At 60.6% G+C, this 19,043-nt stretch carries 12 protein-coding genes and 1 other RNA gene; 3 read left to right on the forward strand and 10 right to left on the reverse strand.

The window, feature by feature from the left end; translation table 11 throughout:
• Positions 1–2: 2 nt before the first annotated feature.
• The 4 genes from recR to dnaX all read right to left on the reverse strand — a co-directional run bounded on the left by recR (position 3) and on the right by dnaX (position 4,496).
• Positions 3–605, reverse strand: coding sequence for a recombination mediator RecR (gene recR, locus AC1DVF_RS06055; protein ID WP_007918335.1), 603 nt, complete (start codon positions 603–605; stop codon positions 3–5).
• Positions 606–671: 66 nt separating this feature from the next.
• Entirely contained in the window at positions 672–1,706 is a 1,035-nt protein-coding gene (locus AC1DVF_RS06060) for an NADP-dependent oxidoreductase (RefSeq protein ID WP_194934562.1), read from the reverse strand.
• A gap of 281 nt (positions 1,707–1,987) precedes the next feature.
• Positions 1,988–2,326, reverse strand: a complete 339-nt coding sequence (locus AC1DVF_RS06065) for a YbaB/EbfC family nucleoid-associated protein (protein ID WP_016984747.1) — start codon at positions 2,324–2,326, stop codon at positions 1,988–1,990.
• A gap of 67 nt (positions 2,327–2,393) precedes the next feature.
• Positions 2,394–4,496 (reverse strand): DNA polymerase III subunit gamma/tau, encoded by a 2,103-nt coding sequence (gene dnaX, locus AC1DVF_RS06070; protein ID WP_477782219.1) that lies wholly within the window; start codon positions 4,494–4,496, stop codon positions 2,394–2,396.
• A 145-nt stretch (positions 4,497–4,641) separates the two neighbouring features.
• Between dnaX and AC1DVF_RS06075 the strand changes: the two genes are divergently transcribed.
• Positions 4,642–5,391 (forward strand): substrate-binding periplasmic protein, encoded by a 750-nt coding sequence (locus AC1DVF_RS06075; RefSeq protein ID WP_320337287.1) that lies wholly within the window; start codon positions 4,642–4,644, stop codon positions 5,389–5,391.
• A gap of 195 nt (positions 5,392–5,586) precedes the next feature.
• Here the strand turns inward: AC1DVF_RS06075 and ffs are convergent.
• The 6 genes from ffs to AC1DVF_RS06105 all read right to left on the reverse strand — a co-directional run bounded on the left by ffs (position 5,587) and on the right by AC1DVF_RS06105 (position 14,878).
• Positions 5,587–5,683: signal recognition particle sRNA small type (ffs, locus tag AC1DVF_RS06080), an RNA gene on the reverse strand.
• Positions 5,684–5,817: 134 nt separating this feature from the next.
• Positions 5,818–6,981 (reverse strand): zinc-binding metallopeptidase family protein, encoded by a 1,164-nt coding sequence (locus tag AC1DVF_RS06085; RefSeq protein WP_477782220.1) that lies wholly within the window; start codon positions 6,979–6,981, stop codon positions 5,818–5,820.
• Between the two features lie 177 nt (positions 6,982–7,158).
• Positions 7,159–9,516, reverse strand: coding sequence for an NAD-dependent DNA ligase LigA (ligA, locus tag AC1DVF_RS06090; protein ID WP_477782221.1), 2,358 nt, complete (start codon positions 9,514–9,516; stop codon positions 7,159–7,161).
• An 86-nt stretch (positions 9,517–9,602) separates the two neighbouring features.
• Positions 9,603–10,466: a cell division protein ZipA gene (zipA, locus tag AC1DVF_RS06095; RefSeq protein ID WP_034152851.1), complete on the reverse strand. Its 864-nt coding sequence runs from the start codon at positions 10,464–10,466 to the stop codon at positions 9,603–9,605.
• 261 nt (positions 10,467–10,727) lie between these two features.
• Positions 10,728–14,216, reverse strand: a complete 3,489-nt coding sequence (gene smc / locus AC1DVF_RS06100; protein ID WP_034152852.1) for a chromosome segregation protein SMC — start codon at positions 14,214–14,216, stop codon at positions 10,728–10,730.
• A gap of 2 nt (positions 14,217–14,218) precedes the next feature.
• Positions 14,219–14,878: a GntR family transcriptional regulator gene (locus AC1DVF_RS06105; protein ID WP_034152853.1), complete on the reverse strand. Its 660-nt coding sequence runs from the start codon at positions 14,876–14,878 to the stop codon at positions 14,219–14,221.
• Positions 14,879–15,146: 268 nt separating this feature from the next.
• On the opposite strand from AC1DVF_RS06105, the gene xdhA reads away from it, so the two are divergent.
• Both xdhA and xdhB read left to right on the forward strand, forming a co-directional pair.
• On the forward strand, positions 15,147–16,601 hold the full coding sequence (gene xdhA / locus AC1DVF_RS06110) for a xanthine dehydrogenase small subunit (RefSeq protein ID WP_095047730.1): 1,455 nt from the start codon (positions 15,147–15,149) through the stop codon (positions 16,599–16,601).
• Positions 16,594–18,987, forward strand: coding sequence for a xanthine dehydrogenase molybdopterin binding subunit (xdhB, locus tag AC1DVF_RS06115; protein ID WP_150751626.1), 2,394 nt, complete (start codon positions 16,594–16,596; stop codon positions 18,985–18,987). Before xdhA ends, xdhB begins: the two co-directional genes overlap by 8 nt.
• Positions 18,988–19,043: the final 56 nt, after the last annotated feature.

The following is a 19,043-nucleotide window of genomic DNA, read 5'->3' on the forward strand; positions in this document are numbered from 1 at the left end:
ATTCAGAGAGAAATCGGTTTACGCCCGGCAAACGAATGCGCCAGCGTGCCGCCATCGACCAGTTCCAGTTCACCACCCAACGGCACGCCGTGGGCAATCCGCGAGGCGATCAGGCCTTTGTTGCTCAACAGCTGAGCAATGTAATGCGCCGTCGCCTCACCTTCCACGGTCGGGTTGGTCGCGAGGATGACTTCGGTAAACGTGCCCGCCTCTTCGATCCGCGTCATCAACTGCGGAATGCCGATCGCCTCAGGCCCCAGGCCATCGAGCGGCGACAAATGCCCCTTGAGCACAAAGTAGCGGCCACGGAAACCGGTCTGCTCGACCGCATACACATCCATCGGCCCTTCCACCACGCACAGCAACGTATCGTCACGGCGGGTATCGGCGCATTGCGGGCACAGATCGTCTTCGGTCAGCGTGCGGCACTGACGGCAGTGACCGACCCCTTCCATGGCCTGGCTGAGGGCCTGGGCCAGGCGCAAGCCGCCGCTGCGGTCACGCTCGAGCATCTGCAACGCCATGCGCTGGGCGGTTTTCTGCCCCACGCCCGGCAAAGTGCGCAAGGCGTCGATCAGTTGGCGAATCAAAGGGCTGAAGCTCATGGGTAAAAAGTCCGACAAAACAACGAGACGCGGTTTATACCCGCGCCTCTGGCCAGCGTCAAATACTCAGTCCTGGGCGACCTTCACCACCAGTTTGCCGAAGTTGCGCCCTTCCAGCAGACCGATAAACGCCTCGGGCGCCTGCTCTAGGCCTTCGACCACGTCCTCGCGGAATTTCACCTTGCCATCGCGTACCCACGGCACCATGTGGCTGATGAACTCCGGCTGACGATCACCGTAATCGTCGAACACGATGAAGCCCTGAATCCGCACGCGCTTGGTCAGCAGCGTGCGTTGCAGCATCGGCAGGCGATCCGGGCCTTTTGGCGCTTCGGAGGCGTTGTAACCAGCGATCAGACCGCACAACGGAATGCGCGCCTTGGGATTGAGCAGCGGCACCACGGCATCGAATACATGACCACCGACGTTCTCGTAATAGATGTCGATGCCGTTGGGGCAGGCCTTGGCCAGTTGCTCGGCGAAGTCGGCGGCTTTGTGATCGATGCAGGCATCGAAACCCAGCTCTTCGACCACGTACTTGCACTTCTCGGCACCGCCGGCCACGCCGACCGAGCGCAGGCCTTTGATCTTTGCCACTTGCCCGACCACCGAGCCGACCGCGCCGGACGCAGCCGCCACCACCAGCGTTTCGCCTTCTTTCGGCTGACCGATGTCCATCAGCCCCATGTACGCGGTCATGCCGGGCATGCCCAACACACCCAGCGCCATCGACGGGCTCGGCAACCCGGCAGGGATCGGGATGATGTCACGGCCATCGCTGATGCTGTGGCTCTGCCAACCGGTCGCGCCGACCACCAGATCGCCTTTATGGAATTTCGGATGACGTGAATCCTCGACACGGCTGACCGCGCCGCCGGTCATCACTTCACCGATTTGTACCGGCGCGGCGTAAGAGGGTGCGTCGCTCATGCGCCCGCGCATGTAGGGATCGAGGGACAGGTACAGGGTTTTCAACAATACCTGACCGTCCTGCAGATCCGGCAAGGCTTCGCGTTCGAGGCGGAAGTTTTCCGGGGTCGGCGCGCCAACCGGACGCGAGGCGAGGACGAAGCGTTGGTTGAGGGTAAGAGAGTCGGACATGTCAGCGTCTCCTGTGAAGGGTTAATTCAGCGGGTATAGGGAGCAGACCGTTGAGCCATTTGGGCGTTCGATGTTTATTCCGGTGGACCGAGGTGAGTTGATCGTTCCCATGCTCCGCGTGGGAATGCCGCAACGGACGCTCCGCGTTCGGCTCTGGACTTGGAACGCGGAGCGTCCCGGGCTGCATTCCCACGCAGAGCGTGGGAACGATCGGTCAGAAACAAAAATGCCAGGCGCAATGCCTGGCATTTTGTGTAGCTCATCTGCCGCCGGTTGGCGAATCAGAATGGCAGTTTCATACCGGCCGGCAGGTTCATGCCAGCGGTCATGTTGCCCATTTTGTCCTGGCTGTTCTTTTCGATCTTGCGCACTGCGTCGTTGACGGCGGAGGCGATGACCGCTTCCAGCATTTCTTTGTCATCTTCGCTCATGCCTTCAACCAGGCTTGGGTCGATGCTCACGCTTTTGACGTCGTGACGACCGGTCATCACCACGGTGACCATATCGCCGCCGGCCTTACCGGTGACTTCGGCGTTGGCCAGTTCTTCCTGCATCTTGGCCATTTTTTCCTGCATCTGCTGTGCCTGCTTCATCAGGCCGGCCATGCCACCTTTCATCATGGGAATCACCTCAAAAGTACTTGGATCAAAACAGCGCCCGGCCAGCGCGGCCGGGCACCTTCAGTTATTAGCCTTGGGCGACCAAGGCATCGACAGGTTCAATAGTATCGTGTCGCACCACCGCGCCGAACTGCTGAACCATTTGCTGGATGAACGGATCGCCGTGAATCGACTCCTCCGCCTCGCGCTGACGGTTGGCACGCCGACGGGACGCGGCCTGGGCCGGGGTTTCCTGCTCGGGCTTGATCAGCTCGATGGTCAGGCTCAATGTGCGACCGTGGAACTGGTTCAGCGCATCGTTGAGACGACGCTGCTGCGTGGCGTTGAAGAGTGCGCTGTGCGCCGGGTCGAGGTGCATCAGCCAATGGTCGCCATCGACGGCGATCAATGTGCAGTTGGCGGCGATGCTGCCGGTCATGCCGGAGATCGGCAGTTTCGGGAACAATTCCAGCCACTGCAACGCCAGACCTGTGGCCGGCGCCGCAGCCGGCTCTGGCTCGGGCTCCGGGGCAGGCTCGGCGGCGTGCTCACTGGCCAGTTCGTCGAGGTAGCTGTAGGCCGAATCGATGTCCGGCTCGATGTAATCCTCATCCAGCGGCGGCTCGTCGTCCAGGTCCATGCCCGGGGTGGCGACATCGACGTCAGCGACCGACGGTTCGGGAATCGGCGCGGCGGCCCACTCAGGCGCCTCCGGAACGACGCTGTCCGGGGTCGGCAGCGGCATCGGCGGCAACTCGGGTTGCTCGGCGGTGGTTTCCAGTACCGGTTCGACGGCGGGTTGCTGTGCAGGTTCGGGGTCGGCCTCGGGTTCCACCGGGTCATTCCACGGCAGGTCGACGACTTCTTCAGCGACGAGAGGCGCTGGCTCAGGTTCTGGCGCGGCAACAGGAGCAACCGGCGCCGGCTCGGGAGCCGGTGCAGGTGCAGCCACTGGCGCAGGCGCAGGCGCTACAGCAGGCGTCGGCGCAACAGCCGCAGCGACTACCGGCGCAGGTTTAGGCGCGGCAGCCACGGAGTTTGCGGAATCAACTGTGGCCTGGCTGATCCCCACTGGCTTTAGCGGTTGCCTCGGTGCGTCTGCGGTATCTGCCGGCCGGAAGGCCAGCATCCGCAGCAGGACCATTTCGAAGCCACCACGCGGGTCCGGCGCCAGCGGTAAATCGCGGCGGCCGATCAGGCCCATCTGGTAATAGAACTGCACGTCTTCGGCCGGCAAGGCCTGCGCCAGTGCCAACACGCGATCGCGGTCGCCATGGCCATTGTCGACGCCTTCCGGCAGCGCCTGGGCGATGGCCACGCGGTGCAGCACATTAAGAATTTCCGAGAGCACGCCATTCCAGTCCGGGCCTTGTTCGGCCAGGTGACGCACGGCTTCGAGCAACGCTTTGGCGTCGCCTTCGATCAACGAATGCAGGACGTCATAGACCTGACCGTGATCCAGCGTGCCGAGCATCGCTCGCACGTCGGTAGCGAGAACCTTGCCTTCACCGAAAGCAATCGCCTGGTCGGTGAGGCTCATGGCATCACGCATCGAACCGTCAGCGGCGCGACCGAGCAACCACAGGGCATCGTCTTCAAACGGCACGTTTTCGGCAGTGAGAACGTGGGTCAAATGCTCGACCACACGCTCCGGCGTCATGTTCTTCAGCGAGAACTGCAGGCAGCGCGACAAAATCGTTGCCGGAAGTTTCTGCGGATCAGTGGTCGCCAGGATGAACTTAACGTACGGCGGCGGCTCTTCGAGGGTTTTCAGCAGCGCATTGAAGGAATGGCTGGAGAGCATGTGCACTTCGTCGATCAGGTAGACCTTGAAGCGCCCACGGCTTGGCGCGTACTGCACGTTGTCGAGCAGTTCGCGGGTGTCTTCGACCTTGGTGCGGCTCGCGGCGTCGATCTCGATCAGGTCGACGAAGCGCCCCTCATCGATTTCACGGCACACCGAACACTCGCCGCACGGGCTGGAAGTGATACCTGTCTCACAGTTCAGGCATTTGGCAATGATCCGCGCAATCGTGGTTTTACCCACCCCGCGCGTACCGGTGAACAGGTACGCGTGGTGCAGCCGCTGGCTGTCCAAGGCATTGATCAGAGCTTTGAGCACATGGGTCTGGCCGACCATTTCGCGGAACGAGCGCGGACGCCATTTACGTGCAAGAACCTGATAACTCATCGAAAACCGTCGCAGCGAAGGAAGCAGAAGCGGCTAATGCTAGCGGAGCAAGGGCAAAATTGCATCCGGTGTCCTCGTCTAATATGGCTAAGCTGCATGAGCAGAGGCTTTTATCGGCTGGGGATCGGGAATTACCGGAGCGTTTATGCGGTGGGCCTTAGGGGCGTTGCTGGGAATCAGCCTGAACGTGACGGCAGCGGAAAACCCGTTGCGCTTCGCCATGCCCGACAGCTGGGCAATGCCGATGGTGCAATTCGAACGCGGCCGACCGACCCAAGGCATTCTCTACGACCTGATGCTCAGCCTGGCCACGCAGGTCGGTGTACCGGCCGAGTTTCACGTCCTGCCCCGCGCCCGCGTGCAGACCGCCATGGAACACGGCGAGATCGACGTGCGCTGCTATGCCGCACAGTCATGGCTGCCAAATCAGTCGGGGGATTACATCTGGAGTCTGCCGTTGTTCTTCCAGCGCGATCTGCTGATCAGCCGCAAAGATCAACCTGCCAGTGTCGTCCCCGCGCATTTGCCCCGCCAATCCATCGGCACCGTTCTGGGCTACACCTACCCGACTCTGCAACCACTGTTCGATGACGATCGATTGCAACGCGAAGATGCGCGCAATCAGGAGCAGGTGCTGGAGAAACTGCTGGCCGGGCGTTATCGGTATGCGGTGAGCAATCAGTGGACGCTGGACTGGTTTAACCAGCGCCTGCTCCCTGAGCAACAGTTGCAGGGGGTGGCGGTTTTACAGGAGCAGAAGGTCGGTTGTTACGTGAGGAATGATCCGAAGGTACCGGTGCAGCGAATATTGCGCACGTTGTTGCGGATGAAAATGTCGGGGGAGATTGATGAGATTATCCGGCTCTATACCGGGTCCTCTGAAGCCACCCCATAACCCCTGTAGGAGTGAGCCTGCTCGCGAAAGCGGTGTCTCAGTCAACTCATCTCTGGCAGGTCTGACGCCTTCGCGAGCAGGCTCGCTCCCACAGTTAACTCAGGGCACTGGCCAAATCGCAGACACAAAAAAACCGCAGTGGGCGAAACCCATGCAGTTCTGTTTGAAGCGTTCGATTGTTCGTTAAGGTGGTAACCCCACCAGCCACACCCCGGCACACAATGTTCCCGCTGTGGCTGCTGCCTTCCGGCTCTGACCAGGTTCACGGGTAATCGTTGCGGGGGGACCGATGGGGTCACCATAACGATGCTTGCCTGTCGGCGAGCCGCGCCATTGTACCTATCTGAGACGAAGTTACAACCGTTGGTTGCAGATTAAAAATATGAACGGGTTCAAGGACATAAAGATCGCAGCCTGCGGCAGCGCCTACAGGGTCAGAACCTCATCCGCCCTGCCGCCCGCCTGCTGGATCACCAGATGAATGAAGTGCAGTTTGGCAATCGCTGGCGCCGGCAGCACGAACGGGTAGAAATCCGGCTGGCCCATGCTCCGTGACAGCTCATTGAGCATGCCCGCCAGTTCGATCCACGCGTTGACGAATGACAGGAACGCCTCGCCACCGGGATGCTCCGGGTCGTACAGCGTGCTGGGCGGAAACGGCTGGTAGTCGAAATCCATTTCCCGCGCGCTCATGCCAAAACCCAGCGCGGTGTCCACCGCATCCATCATGTGCAGGTAGTGCGCCCAGGTTTCCGCCCAGTCTTCCCACGGGTGCATGGTTGCGTAGGCGCTGACGTAGTGCTGCGGCCAGTCCTGAGGTGCGCCTTGTTGATAGTGACGATCAAGCGCTTCGGCGTAACTGGCGCGTTCGTCGCCGAACAGGCTGCGGAACGAGCCGAGCCAGGGGCCGTTGGCGATCAGGCGATCCCAGTAATAGTGGCCAACCTCATGGCGAAAATGCCCGAGCAGTGTGCGATAGGGTTCATGCATCGCCGCCCTCACCTGCTCGCGGTGGGCGTCGTCGGCTTCTTTGATGTCGAGGGTGATCAGGCCATTGGCGTGGCCGGTCATCGGTGCGTTGCCTTCGAGGTCGACGCCGATGAAGTCGAAGGCCAGCCCAGTGTCTTCATCCACGGTTTTCGGGATGACTTGCAGGCCGAGGGTGATCAGTTGCGCAACGAGGCGACGCTTGGCGATTTCGACTTTGCGCCAGCGCTCAGGGTTGTCCGGGGCGGACAGGTCGGGGATGGTGCGGTTGAGGCTGCAGGCGATGCACAGGCTGTCGTGATCGTTGGCCGGCAGCAGCCAGTTGCACGCGGCGGCTGTGTCGAGGTTGGCGCAGCGGCGGAACAGGCCGGCCTCGGGGTCGGCATCGAGCGTCCAGGTGCCCTCATACGGCCCCGGCTGCAGCGAGGTCAGGCGACTTTCTTCGGCTTGATAACCAAGCAATGCGTTGCAGGCCAGGCACTGGCTATTGCGAAAGAACAGCGACTGGCCGCAGCGGCACGGCCAGACTTTGCTGTTGCGTGAGGATTCGCCCATGAACGGCGCGATGATGCGGGAACTGAGCTGCTCGAAAAAGCGGTGCATGGCGATCTCTCCCTAGGGCTTGCCAAGACTAGATCATTCCCGTGACAACATCGTTCCCGCGCTTTGCTGATCGTTCCAACGCTCTGCGTGGGAATGCATCCAGTGACGCTCTGCGTCACAGCGGACGCGGAGCGTCCGGAGCGGCATTCCCACGCGGGAGCGTGGGAACGATCAATCTTAAACGGCGACGCCGTGAGTTTTGAGGAAGGCGATGAAGGTTTCTYCGTCCATCACTTTCACGCCCAGCTCATTGGCCTTGGTCAGTTTGGAACCAGCGCCGGGGCCTGCGACCACACAATGAGTCTTCGCCGACACGGAACCGGCAACCTTGGCGCCAAGGCTTTCCAAGTGCTCCTTGGCGACATCACGGCTCATCAGCTCAACCTTGCCGGTCAGCACCCAGGTCTCGTCGGACAGCGGCAAGCCCTCAACAACCTTCTTCTCGCTCTGCCAGTGCATGCCGAAATCACGCAGTTGCTTTTCGGATGCCTCAGCCAGTTGCCGGTTCTCAGGCAGCGCAAAAAACTCGCGAACCGAATTGGCCTGTTTCTCCGGCAAGGCCTGACGCATGTCCAGCCAGTCAGCATTCATCACCGCTTCCAGCGAACCGAACTTGTCCGCCAGCTTCTGCGCGCCACCGGGGCCGACCGAAGGAATGTGCAGCTTGTCGAGAAAGCCACCCAACGTAGTGCTGGCCGCGAACTCGGCGCCCAACTCACCCTGATCCTGAATCTGCAAACCATGGCCGAGCAACTCGATGATCACCTGCTGGTTATGCGCATCTTCAAAGAAGCTGTGAATCTCGTGCGCCACTTCCAGCCCCACATCCGGCAGATAGGTCAGCACTTGCGGCAGCGCCTGCTGCACGCGCTCCAGCGAACCCAGCGAGCGCGCCAGGACCTTGGCAGTCTCCTCGCCGACATCAGGGATACCCAGTGCATAGATAAAACGCGCCAGCCCCGGTTTCTTGCTGTCTTCGATGGCCGCCAGCAGTTTGTTGCTCGATACCTCGGCAAAACCTTCCAGATCGACGATGTCATCGAACTTCAGCGCATACAGATCGGCCGGCGAACTGACCAGACCTTCATCGACCAGTTGCTCAACGCTTTTGTCGCCCAAGCCTTCGATGTCCATCGCCCGACGCGAGACGAAGTGAATGATCGCCTGCTTCAGTTGCGCGCCACAGGCTAGTCGGCCCACGCAGCGATACACCGCGCCTTCGCTGACGGTTTCCTTGCCTTTGCTGCGCTTGATCAGTTGCGTGCGCTCGACGTGCGAACCGCACACCGGGCAGCTCTCGGGAATCTGCACCGCGCGCGCATTTTCGGGACGGCGATCCATGACCACTTGCACCACCTGCGGAATCACATCACCGGCGCGGCGGATGATCACGGTGTCGCCGACCATCAGGCCCAGACGCGCGACTTCATCCATGTTGTGCAGCGTAGCGTTGGCCACAGTGACGCCGGCGACCTTGACCGGTTTCAAACGAGCGACCGGGGTGACAGCACCGGTACGACCGACTTGAAACTCGACGTCGAGCAGCTCGGTGAGTTCTTCCATAGCCGGGAATTTGTGCGCGATCGCCCAACGCGGTTCGCGGGCGCGGAAGCCCAGTTCGCGTTGATCGGCAATGCTGTTGACCTTGAACACCACGCCGTCGATTTCATAGGTCAGCGAGTTACGGCGCGCGCCGATGTCGCGGTAGTAATCGAGACATTCGCCGATGCCCTTGGCCAGCTTCAGTTCGTGACTGATCGGCATACCCCACTTCTGCAACTGCTTGAGGTTGCCGATGTGGGTGTCGGAAATATCGTGGGAGACCTGACCGATGCCGTAGCAGCAGAATTCCAGCGGACGGTTGGCGGTGATCTTTGAATCAAGCTGACGCAAGCTGCCAGCGGCAGCGTTGCGCGGGTTGGCGAAAGTCTTGCCGCCGACTTCCAGTTGCGAGGCGTTGAGGCGCTCGAAACCGGCCTTGGACATGAACACTTCGCCGCGCACTTCCAGCGTCGCCGGCCAGCCTTCGCCGTGCAGTTTCAGGGGAATGTTGCGCACGGTGCGCACGTTGACGCTGATGTCTTCGCCAGTGGTGCCGTCGCCGCGCGTGGCGCCGCGTACCAGCACGCCGTCCTGATAAAGCAGACTGACCGCCAGGCCATCAAGTTTCGGCTCGCAGCTGTACTCCACCGCCGCACCGCCACCGAACAGATCGCCGGCCGGCAGGTCCAGACCTTCGGTCACCCGGCGATCAAATTCGCGCATGTCGGTTTCTTCGAAGGCGTTGCCGAGGCTGAGCATCGGCACTTCGTGACGCACCTGGGTGAACGCGGTCAGCGCCACGCTGCCGACGCGCTGGGTCGGCGAGTCGCTGGTGATCAGTTCCGGGTTGGCCGCTTCCAGCGCTTTGAGCTCGTGGAACAACCGGTCGTACTCGGCATCCGGAATGCTCGGCTCGTCGAGGACGTGGTAACGGTAGTTGTGCTGATCGAGTTCAGCGCGTAGCTCGAGAATGCGGTTTTTGGCGGCGGTCATGGGTGTTCTCTCATAAAGCAAAAGAGCAGCCGAGGCTGCTCAATCTATATTGCCGACTGCCTCTTGTGCCGAGGCAATCTTTTCAATCAACGCTTCTGGGTCAAGGCGCGACGTTCGAATTCGACGATGCGCTGACGGTAGTGTTCGATGGTCTGCGCGGTCAGGACGCTGCGCTGGTCATCTTTCAGTTCGCCGTTCAATTCCTGCGACAGCTTGCGGGCTGCAGCCACCATCACGTCGAAAGCTTGCTTCGGATGACGCGGGCCTGGCAGGCCGAGGAAGAAGCTTACCGCCGGGGTACTGAAATGGTCGATGTCGTCCAGATCAAAGATGCCCGGCTTGACCGCGTTGGCCATGGAGAACAGCACTTCACCATTGCCAGCCATGCTTTCGTGACGGTGGAAAATATCCATCTCGCCGAAACGCAGACCGCTTTCGAGAATGTTCTGCAACAGCGCCGGGCCTTTGAAGCCAGCGGCATCACGGCAGATCACGCTGATGACCAATACTTCTTCAGCTTGCGGCTGATCCTTGTCGGCCATCGCCGGCGCGGGCTTGCTGTCTTCAACGAAATCGTTGTCACGGCTGCTGAAGCTCGGGCCGCCGTCCAGATCCAGATCGAGGTTCAGGTCGCCCTGCGCCGGACCGTTGCTGCCACGCTTGCCACGTTTCGAACCGGATTCGCGAGGCTCGCGTGCTTCGCGGGCCGGCATGCTCACCGACGGCAGATCGTGTTCGTCCAGTTGCGGCTCTTTGTGGGTGTCCAGCACGCGAGCCGGGCCCAACAGCTCAGCGCTGGTGTCCTCGTCCGGCAGGTTGGACAGACTTCGGTCAAGACGGAATTTCAGTTTTCCCTTGCCGCCGCGCATACGGCGCCAGCCATCGAAAAGAATACCGGCTATCACAATGATGCCGATGACGATCAGCCACTCGCGCAGACCGATTTCCATGTAATCCCGTGCCTCTATAAAAAATGCTGAAAAATAAGGGGTTTACATTGTGCAAACCGCTTTAAAACGTGGCGCCAACTCTATGTTCTGACAGGCGTTTTGCCCACGTATACGAAAAATTGACATTAAACTAGCACGACCAAAGACAACTTTACACCGTCTGTCTCATTTGGCTTGCGCGAATATGTCGATTGGCCAGCAAGTCGCAGTTGGTAAAAAAGTCCTACAGACCTGAATTACCTTTTCCGACACCACGCTGACTCAGGCGTCCACCATCGCCATCGCCTCCTCGACATCCACGGCTACCAGTCGCGAACAACCCGGTTCATGCATCGTTACGCCCATCAACTGCTCGGCCATTTCCATGGCGATCTTGTTGTGGGTGATATAGATGAACTGCACGGTCTGCGACATCTCTTTGACCAAGCGTGCGTAGCGTCCAACGTTAGCGTCATCCAGTGGCGCGTCAACCTCATCGAGCATGCAGAACGGCGCCGGGTTCAATTTGAAGATGGCAAAAACCAGTGCCAGTGCGGTCAGGGCTTTTTCCCCGCCGGAGAGCAAATGGATGGTGCTGTTCTTCTTCCCTGGCGGCTGCGCCATGATCGTTACCCCTGTATCGAGTAGATCTTCGCCCGTCAGTTCCAAATACGCGCGCCCGCCACCGAAAACTTTTGGAAAAAGTGCCTGTAAACCACCGTTGATCTGATCAAAGGTATCTTTGAAACGGTTACGGGTTTCCTTGTCGATCTTGCGGATTACGTTTTCCAGGGTCTCCAGTGCTTCGACCAGATCGGCGTCCTGGGCATCCAGATACCGTTTACGCTCAGACTGTTGCGTGTATTCATCGATGGCCGCGAGGTTGATCGCACCCAGGCGCTGAATCCGCGCGTTGATGCGTTCGAGTTCTTCTTCGGCTTCGCGTTCACTGGCTTGCGCGGTTAATGTCGCGAGCACGCCGTTAAGATCGTAGCCGTCTTCCAGCAACTGATCCTGCAAAGCCTTGCGGCGCACGGTCAGGGCTTGCCATTCCATGCGTTGCTGTTCGAGCTGGCCGCGAATCAACTGCGATTGCTGCTCGGCCTGAGTCCGGCGCTTTTCCGCGTCGCGCAATTCGCGATCGGCATCTTCCAAAGCGATCTGCGCGGTCTTCAGTTCTTCATCGACGGTCATGCGCTTGTCGAGCAGTTCTTCGAGTTTCAGGCGCAGCTCTTCCAGCGGTGCCTCGCCCTCCTCCAGATTCAGACTCAACTGTTCGCGCTTTTCAGTCAGGCGCTCGGCCTGCATTTCCAGACGTTCCAGCGCCTGACGCGTGGAGTCATGCTGCGCGCGCAAAGAGCCAAGACGCACGGCCAATTGATGGGCGTGATCCTTGTGCTGCCGCGCCTCCTGGCGCACGCGGTCAAGGCGCTCGCGCAGGCTGTCGCGCTGGGCCAGCAGCAATTCACGCTGCTCGGTGTCCAGCGCCATGGCATCCAGCGCTTCCTGCAATTGCATGCGCGCTTCGCCGATCTGTTCATGCTCGAGTTCGCGTTGTTCGCCCAGTTCGACCAGCTCTTCATCGAGACGGGTACGACGCAGAGTCAACTGTTCGGCCTTGGCTTTGCCAGCGGACAGCTGTGCTTTCAATTCGCCTTGCTGACGCGCTTCGTCTTGCAGCAAACGGCGCAAATGTTCGCGGCCGTTTTCCTGCTGACGCTGTTGCGCACGCAGGGTTTGCAGACGGGTTTCCATGGCCTCGACCGTGGCTTCTTTTTCTTCACGTTCGAGGTGCAGCGCTTCGATTTCCTGGCCACGGGCGAGCATGCCGCTTTCCGCTTCGCTGGCCCGGCGCACGCGCAGGAAGTGCCGACCGACCCAGTAACCGTCGCGGCTGATCAAGCTCTCGCCGGCGCTCAATTGCCCGCGCAAGGCCAAGGCTTGCTCGAGGCTGTCGACCGGCTTGACCTGACCGAGCCACGGCGACAGATCGATCTGCGCATCAACCTTGTCGAGCAAGCTGCCGGCCACGCGCACGCCATCGCTGGCAGGGCTGAGCAGGCGCAGATCGCCCTGAGTAAAACCGGACAAATCGAAGCCGCTGAAGTCGTCGACCAGCACCGCTTGCAGATCGGCGCCGAGCACGGTTTCCACCGCCAGCTCCCAACCGGCCTCGACCTTCAAGCCCTCGGCCAGACGCGGGCGCTCGGCGAGGTTGTGTTCTTTCAGCCATTCGGCAGTGCCGGTGCCCGGGTCGAGCGCGGCTTGCTGCAAGGCTTCGAGGGACGCGAGGCGACCGTTAAGTCGCTGCAAATCGCCCTGCGCCTGTTGTTGCGCGGTCAGCGCCTGCTGCAATTCCTGCCGCAGTTGTTCGAGTTTTTCGACCTGCGCTTCTTCGCTGGTCTGCAAATCTTCGAGGGTCGCTTCGGACTCGGCGAGCTGCTCGTTGAGTTCCATGATCGCCGCGTCTTCCGGGTCAGCCGAGAGCAGCGCGCGCTCTTCGCCGAGACGCTTTTGCCGGTCGGCCAGACGCTCCATGCTGGTTTCCAGCTGCTGGATGCGCGACTGCTGCACTTCAGCCTGACGGCGCGGTTCGGCGGCGGTCAGGTTGAAGGCGTCCCACTGCTCCTGCCAGCCGTGCATGACCGATTCGGAATCCTCCAGTGCAGCGGCGGCTTCTTCGGCGGCAGCGCTGGTGACTTCCTGCTCGGGGGTGAGCATGTCCAGCTCTTCGCCGAGGGTCAGCAGCAACGTGCGGTCGTGGCCCAGGTGTGATTCGGTTTCGAGGCGTGCGCGCTCGGCTTCTTTCAAGTCGTCCTGCAACTGCCGCAAGCGTTGCTGGCCGTGCTGGATGCTTTGCTCGACGCGGGCGATATCGCCGCCGACCGAATAGAAGCGTCCCTGCACCAGATTGAAGCGTTCGGACAGGTCATGGTGACCATCACGCAGACGCTCAATGGCCGCGTCAGCATTACGCTGCTCGGCGACCAGCGCTTCGAAACTGATTTCCTGGGTGCCGATGATCGACTCGCGCTGGCCGACCTGTTCGTTGAGATCCTGCCAGCGCAGGGCCGACAGTTGTGCCTTGAGCTGACGCTCCTCGGCTTTGAATTCCTGATACTTCTTCGCCGCTTCGGCCTGGCGGTGCAGGCGCTCGAGTTGACGCTCGAGCTCTTCGCGCAGGTCAGTCAGACGCGCGAGGTTTTCGTGGGTGCGACGGATGCGGTTTTCGGTCTCACGCCGGCGCTCCTTGTACTTGGAGATGCCGGCGGCTTCTTCGATAAAGTTGCGCAGGTCTTCGGGCTTGGACTCGATCAGCTTGGAGATCATCCCCTGCTCGATGATCGAGTAACTGCGCGGGCCCAGACCGGTGCCGAGGAAGATATCGGTGATGTCGCGACGCCGGCATTTGGTGCCGTTGAGGTAATACGTGGTCTGGCTGTCGCGGGTGACTTTACGGCGGATGGAAATCTCGGCGTAGGCGGCGTACTCGCCCAGCAGCGTGCCGTCGGAGTTGTCGAAAACCAGTTCGATACTGGCCTGACTCACCGGTTTGCGGCTGGTCGAGCCGTTGAAGATGACGTCGGTCATCGACTCGCCACGGAGGTTCTTCGCCGAACTCTCGCCCATCACCCAGCGTACGGCGTCGATGATGTTCGACTTGCCGCAACCGTTCGGCCCGACGACCGCCGCCATGTTACTGGGGAAGTTCACCGTGGTCGGGTCGACGAAGGATTTGAATCCCGCCAGTTTGATGCACTTGAGCCGCACGCTTAGGCAACCGTCAGGGCGGAAACCACCAGATCGCAGCTGCGCTGGGCGTAAGCCGTCAGCACGATGCGGATCTGCGGCAAATCACGGGCGAGCACGGCGGCGAGCAGGCGTTCGAACAGTTCGAGGAACTCGCTCATTGAAGCCTTGCGCTGTTCGAGGGCGAGGAAGTACGCACGGCTCATCGCCGGTTGCAGGTTCTCGACGGTCTCTTGCAGGTACGGGTTGTTGGCGAACGGATAGGCAGCGCGCATTACGGCGAAGCTGTCGTCGACAAAGCTGCGGATATCCTGACGCTCGTAGCTGGCGGTCAGGCGCTGCTGGATCTGCACGAACGGCGCCATGTCCGACTGCACTTGCCAGCCATTGGCCACCGCGTTGCCGAGCAGAATGTACAGCTCGCTCATCAATGTGCACAGGCTCTGCACCTTGTGCGGCGTCAACTCGGTGACGTGCGCACCACGGCGCGGCAGGATCGCGATCAGGTGGCGGCGCTCAAGGATCAGCAAGGCTTCACGGACCGAACCGCGGCTGACATTCAGTGCCAGCGTGACCTTCTGTTCCTGGATGCGCTCTCCCGGCTTCATTTCGCCACGAATGATGCGTTCGGCGAGGTGGTGAGCGATTTGCTCGGCGAGGCTGTCCGGCGCCTTGAACGTCATGGTTGTCCTTCAAACTCTATCGATCTGCACAAGCGGCGCAGTGTAGCGCAAATGCAGGCTCATGGCGGAGTGCCCACTCAGCGGTTTTTGGCACGATTCCCGCAAAAAAGCAGGGGATCCAATGAGGGTCAATACTGAATAGACACGTTGTTGATCGACGAAATGCTTTTTCCTGACCTTTAAGTCAGAAAACCATTGACCGAAAAGTCAGACCTGCTAAATTCGGTTCACGTCGGTTAACAACAATAATGAGTCTGCGAGGCCTTCCGTGATCCAGTTTTTACTTAACCAGGAACTCCGTAGCGAGCACGCCCTGGACCCGAATCTGACTGTGCTCAATTACCTGCGTGAACACGTCGGCAAATCCGGCACCAAAGAAGGTTGCGCCAGCGGTGACTGCGGCGCCTGCACCGTAGTAGTCGGCGAGTTGCAAACGGATGACGCTGGCCGCGAACACATTCGCTATCGCAGCCTCAACTCGTGCCTGACGTTCGTGTCGTCGCTGCACGGCAAACAACTGATCAGCGTCGAAGACCTCAAACACAAAGGCGAACTGCACAGCGTGCAGAAAGCCATGGTCGAGTGCCACGGCTCGCAGTGCGGTTTCTGCACCCCCGGTTTCGTCATGTCGCTGTTCGCCCTGCAAAAGAACAGTGATGCACCGGATCACGCCAAGGCCCACGAAGCGCTGGCCGGCAACCTCTGCCGTTGCACCGGCTACCGGCCTATTCTGGCCGCTGCCGAGCAATCCTGCTGCGGCAAGCAACCAGATCAGTTCGATGCCCGCGAAGCGGAGACCATTGCGCGCCTCAAAGCCATCGCACCGACCGATATCGGCGAACTCAACAGCGGCGACAAACGCTGCCTGGTGCCGCTGACCGTCGCTGATCTGGCCGATCTCTACGACGCTTACCCACAAGCGCGCCTGCTCGCTGGCGGCACTGATCTGGCGCTGGAAGTCACCCAATTCCACCGCACCCTGCCGGTGATGATCTACGTCGGCAACGTCGCGGAAATGAAGCGCATCGACACCTTCGAAGACCGCATCGAAATCGGCGCGGCCACCGCCCTCTCCGACTGCTACGAAGCGTTGAACGCCGAGTACCCGGACTTCGGCGAACTGCTGCACCGCTTCGCCTCGCTGCAAATCCGCAACCAGGGCACCCTCGGCGGCAACATCGGCAACGCCTCGCCGATCGGTGACTCGCCACCGCTGCTGATCGCCCTCGGCGCGCAGGTCGTGCTGTGCAAAGGCGAAACTCGCCGCACCTTGAACCTGGAAGATTACTTCATCGATTACAAAGTCACGGCCCGTCAGGAAAGTGAATTCATCGAGAAGATCATCGTCCCGCGCGCCAGCGCCGAGCAGCTGTTCCGCGCCTACAAGGTCTCCAAGCGTCTGGACGACGACATCTCTGCCGTCTGCGCCGCGTTCAACCTGCGCGTGGAAAACGGCGTGATCACCGATGCACGCATGGCTTTCGGCGGCATGGCCGCGATCCCGAAACGCGCCGCCCATTGTGAAGCCGCGCTGATCGGTGCGCCGTTCACCAACACGGTGGTCGAACGCGCCTGCGCCGCACTGGCCGAAGATTTCACCCCGCTGTCGGACTTCCGCGCCAGCAAGGAATATCGCCTGCTCAGCGCACAGAACCTGCTGCGCAAATACTTCATCGAACTGCAAACACCGCACATCGAGACTCGGGTGACCGCTTATGTCTAACCATCACGGCGTAGAAAAAACCCAGGCTGAACTGGCTGAACTGTTCGCCAAGGATCTGACCTCTGGCGTCGGCCGCAGCGTCAAGCACGACAGCGCCGCCAAGCACGTGTCCGGTGAAGCGCAGTACATCGATGATCGTTTGGAATTTCCCAACCAGTTGCACCTGTATGCACGCATGTCGGACCGCGCCCACGCGAAGATCATCAGCATCGACACCTCGCCGTGTTACGCCTTCGAAGGCGTGCGCATCGCCATCACCCACGAAGACGTGCCTGGCCTGAAAGACATCGGCCCGCTGATGCCAGGCGACCCGTTGCTGGCCATCGATGACGTGCAGTTCGTCGGTCAACCGGTGCTTGCGGTGGCCGCGAAGGATCTGGAAACCGCGCGCAAAGCCGCGATGGCGGCGATCATCGAATACGAAGATCTCGAACCTGTGCTCGACGTGGTCGAAGCCCTGCGCAAACGCCACTTCGTCCTCGACAGCCACACCCACCAGCGCGGCGATTCGGTTTCTGCGCTGGCAACCGCTGAACACCGCATCCAAGGAACGCTGCACATCGGCGGTCAGGAACACTTCTATCTGGAGACGCAAATCTCCTCAGTGATGCCGACCGAAGACGGCGGCATGATCGTCTACTGCTCGACGCAGAACCCGACCGAAGTACAGAAACTGGTTGCCGAAGTGCTCGACGTGTCGATGAACAAAATCGTTGTCGACATGCGCCGCATGGGCGGTGGTTTCGGTGGCAAGGAAACTCAAGCCGCCAGCCCGGCCTGCCTGTGCGCGGTGGTTGCGCACCTCACCGGCCAACCAACGAAGATGCGCCTGCCGCGCGTCGAAGACATGCTGATGACCGGTAAGCGTCACCCGTTCTACGTCGAGTACGACGTCGGCTTCGACAGCACCGGGCGCCTGCACGGGATCAACATGGACCTGGCCGGCAACTGCGGCTGCTCGCCGGACCTGTCCGCGTCGATCGTTGACCGGGCGATGTTTCACTCGGACAACTCGTACTACCTCGGCGATGCGACCATCAATGGTCACCGCTGCAAGACCAACACCGCGTCGAACACCGCTTACCGTGGTTTCGGTGGCCCACAAGGCATGGTCGCGATCGAAGAAGTGATGGACGCGATTGCCCGTCATTTGCAACTCGACCCACTCGCGGTGCGCAAGGCCAACTACTACGGCAAGACCGAACGCAACGTCACCCACTACTACCAGACCGTCGAGCACAACATGCTCGAAGAGATGACCGCCGAACTGGAAGAAAGCAGCCAGTACCACGAGCGCCGTGAAGCGATTCGTCGCTACAACGCCAACAGCCCGATCCTGAAAAAAGGTCTGGCGCTGACCCCGGTGAAGTTCGGCATTTCCTTCACCGCCAGTTTCTTGAACCAGGCCGGTGCGCTGATCCACATCTACACCGATGGCAGCATCCACCTGAACCATGGCGGCACCGAAATGGGTCAGGGCCTGAACACCAAAGTCGCGCAGGTCGTGGCCGAAGTGTTCCAGGTCGAAATCGACCGTGTGCAGATCACTGCGACCAACACCGACAAGGTGCCAAACACCTCGCCGACGGCAGCGTCCAGCGGCGCCGACTTGAACGGTAAAGCGGCGCAGAACGCGGCGGAAATCATCAAGAAACGCCTGATCGAATTCGCTGCGCGTCACTTCAAAGTCACTGAAGAAGACGTTGAATTCCACAACGGTCACGTGCGTGTTCGCGACCATATCCTGACCTTTGAAGCGCTGATCCAGCAGGCGTATTTCAATCAGGTTTCGCTGTCGAGCACTGGCTTCTACAAGACCCCGAAAATCTACTACGACCGCAGCCAGGCCCGTGGTCGTCCGTTCTACTACTTTGCCTTCGGCGCGGCGTGCTGCGAAGTGATCGTCGACACCCTGACCGGCGAGTACAAGATGCTGCGCACCGACATCCTTCACGACGTCGGCGCCTCGCTGAACCCGTCCATCGACATCGGTCAGGTCGAGGGTGGTTTCATTCAGGGCATGGGTTGGCTGACCATGGAAGAGCTGGTCTGGAACAACAAAGGCAAGCTGATGACCAACGGCCCGGCCAGCTACAAGATCCCGGCCGTGGCGGACATGCCGCTGGACCTGCGGGTGAAACTGGTGGAAAACCGCAAGAACCCGGAAGACACGGTGTTCCATTCCAAGGCTGTCGGCGAGCCGCCGTTCATGCTCGGGATTGCTTCGTGGTGCGCGATCAAGGATGCGGTGGCGAGCCTCGGTGACTACAAGCATCAGCCGCAGATCGATGCGCCTGCGACGCCGGAGCGGGTGTTGTGGGGGTGTGAGCAGATGCGTCAGTTGAAGGCTGTGAAAGCGGTCGAAGCTGAAACCGCGGTTGTTTGATGATCGTTCCCACGCTCTGCGTGGGAATGCAGCCCGCGACGCTCTGCGTCGCATCC

It is taken from the genome of Pseudomonas sp. P4_D7 (assembly GCF_056401755.1).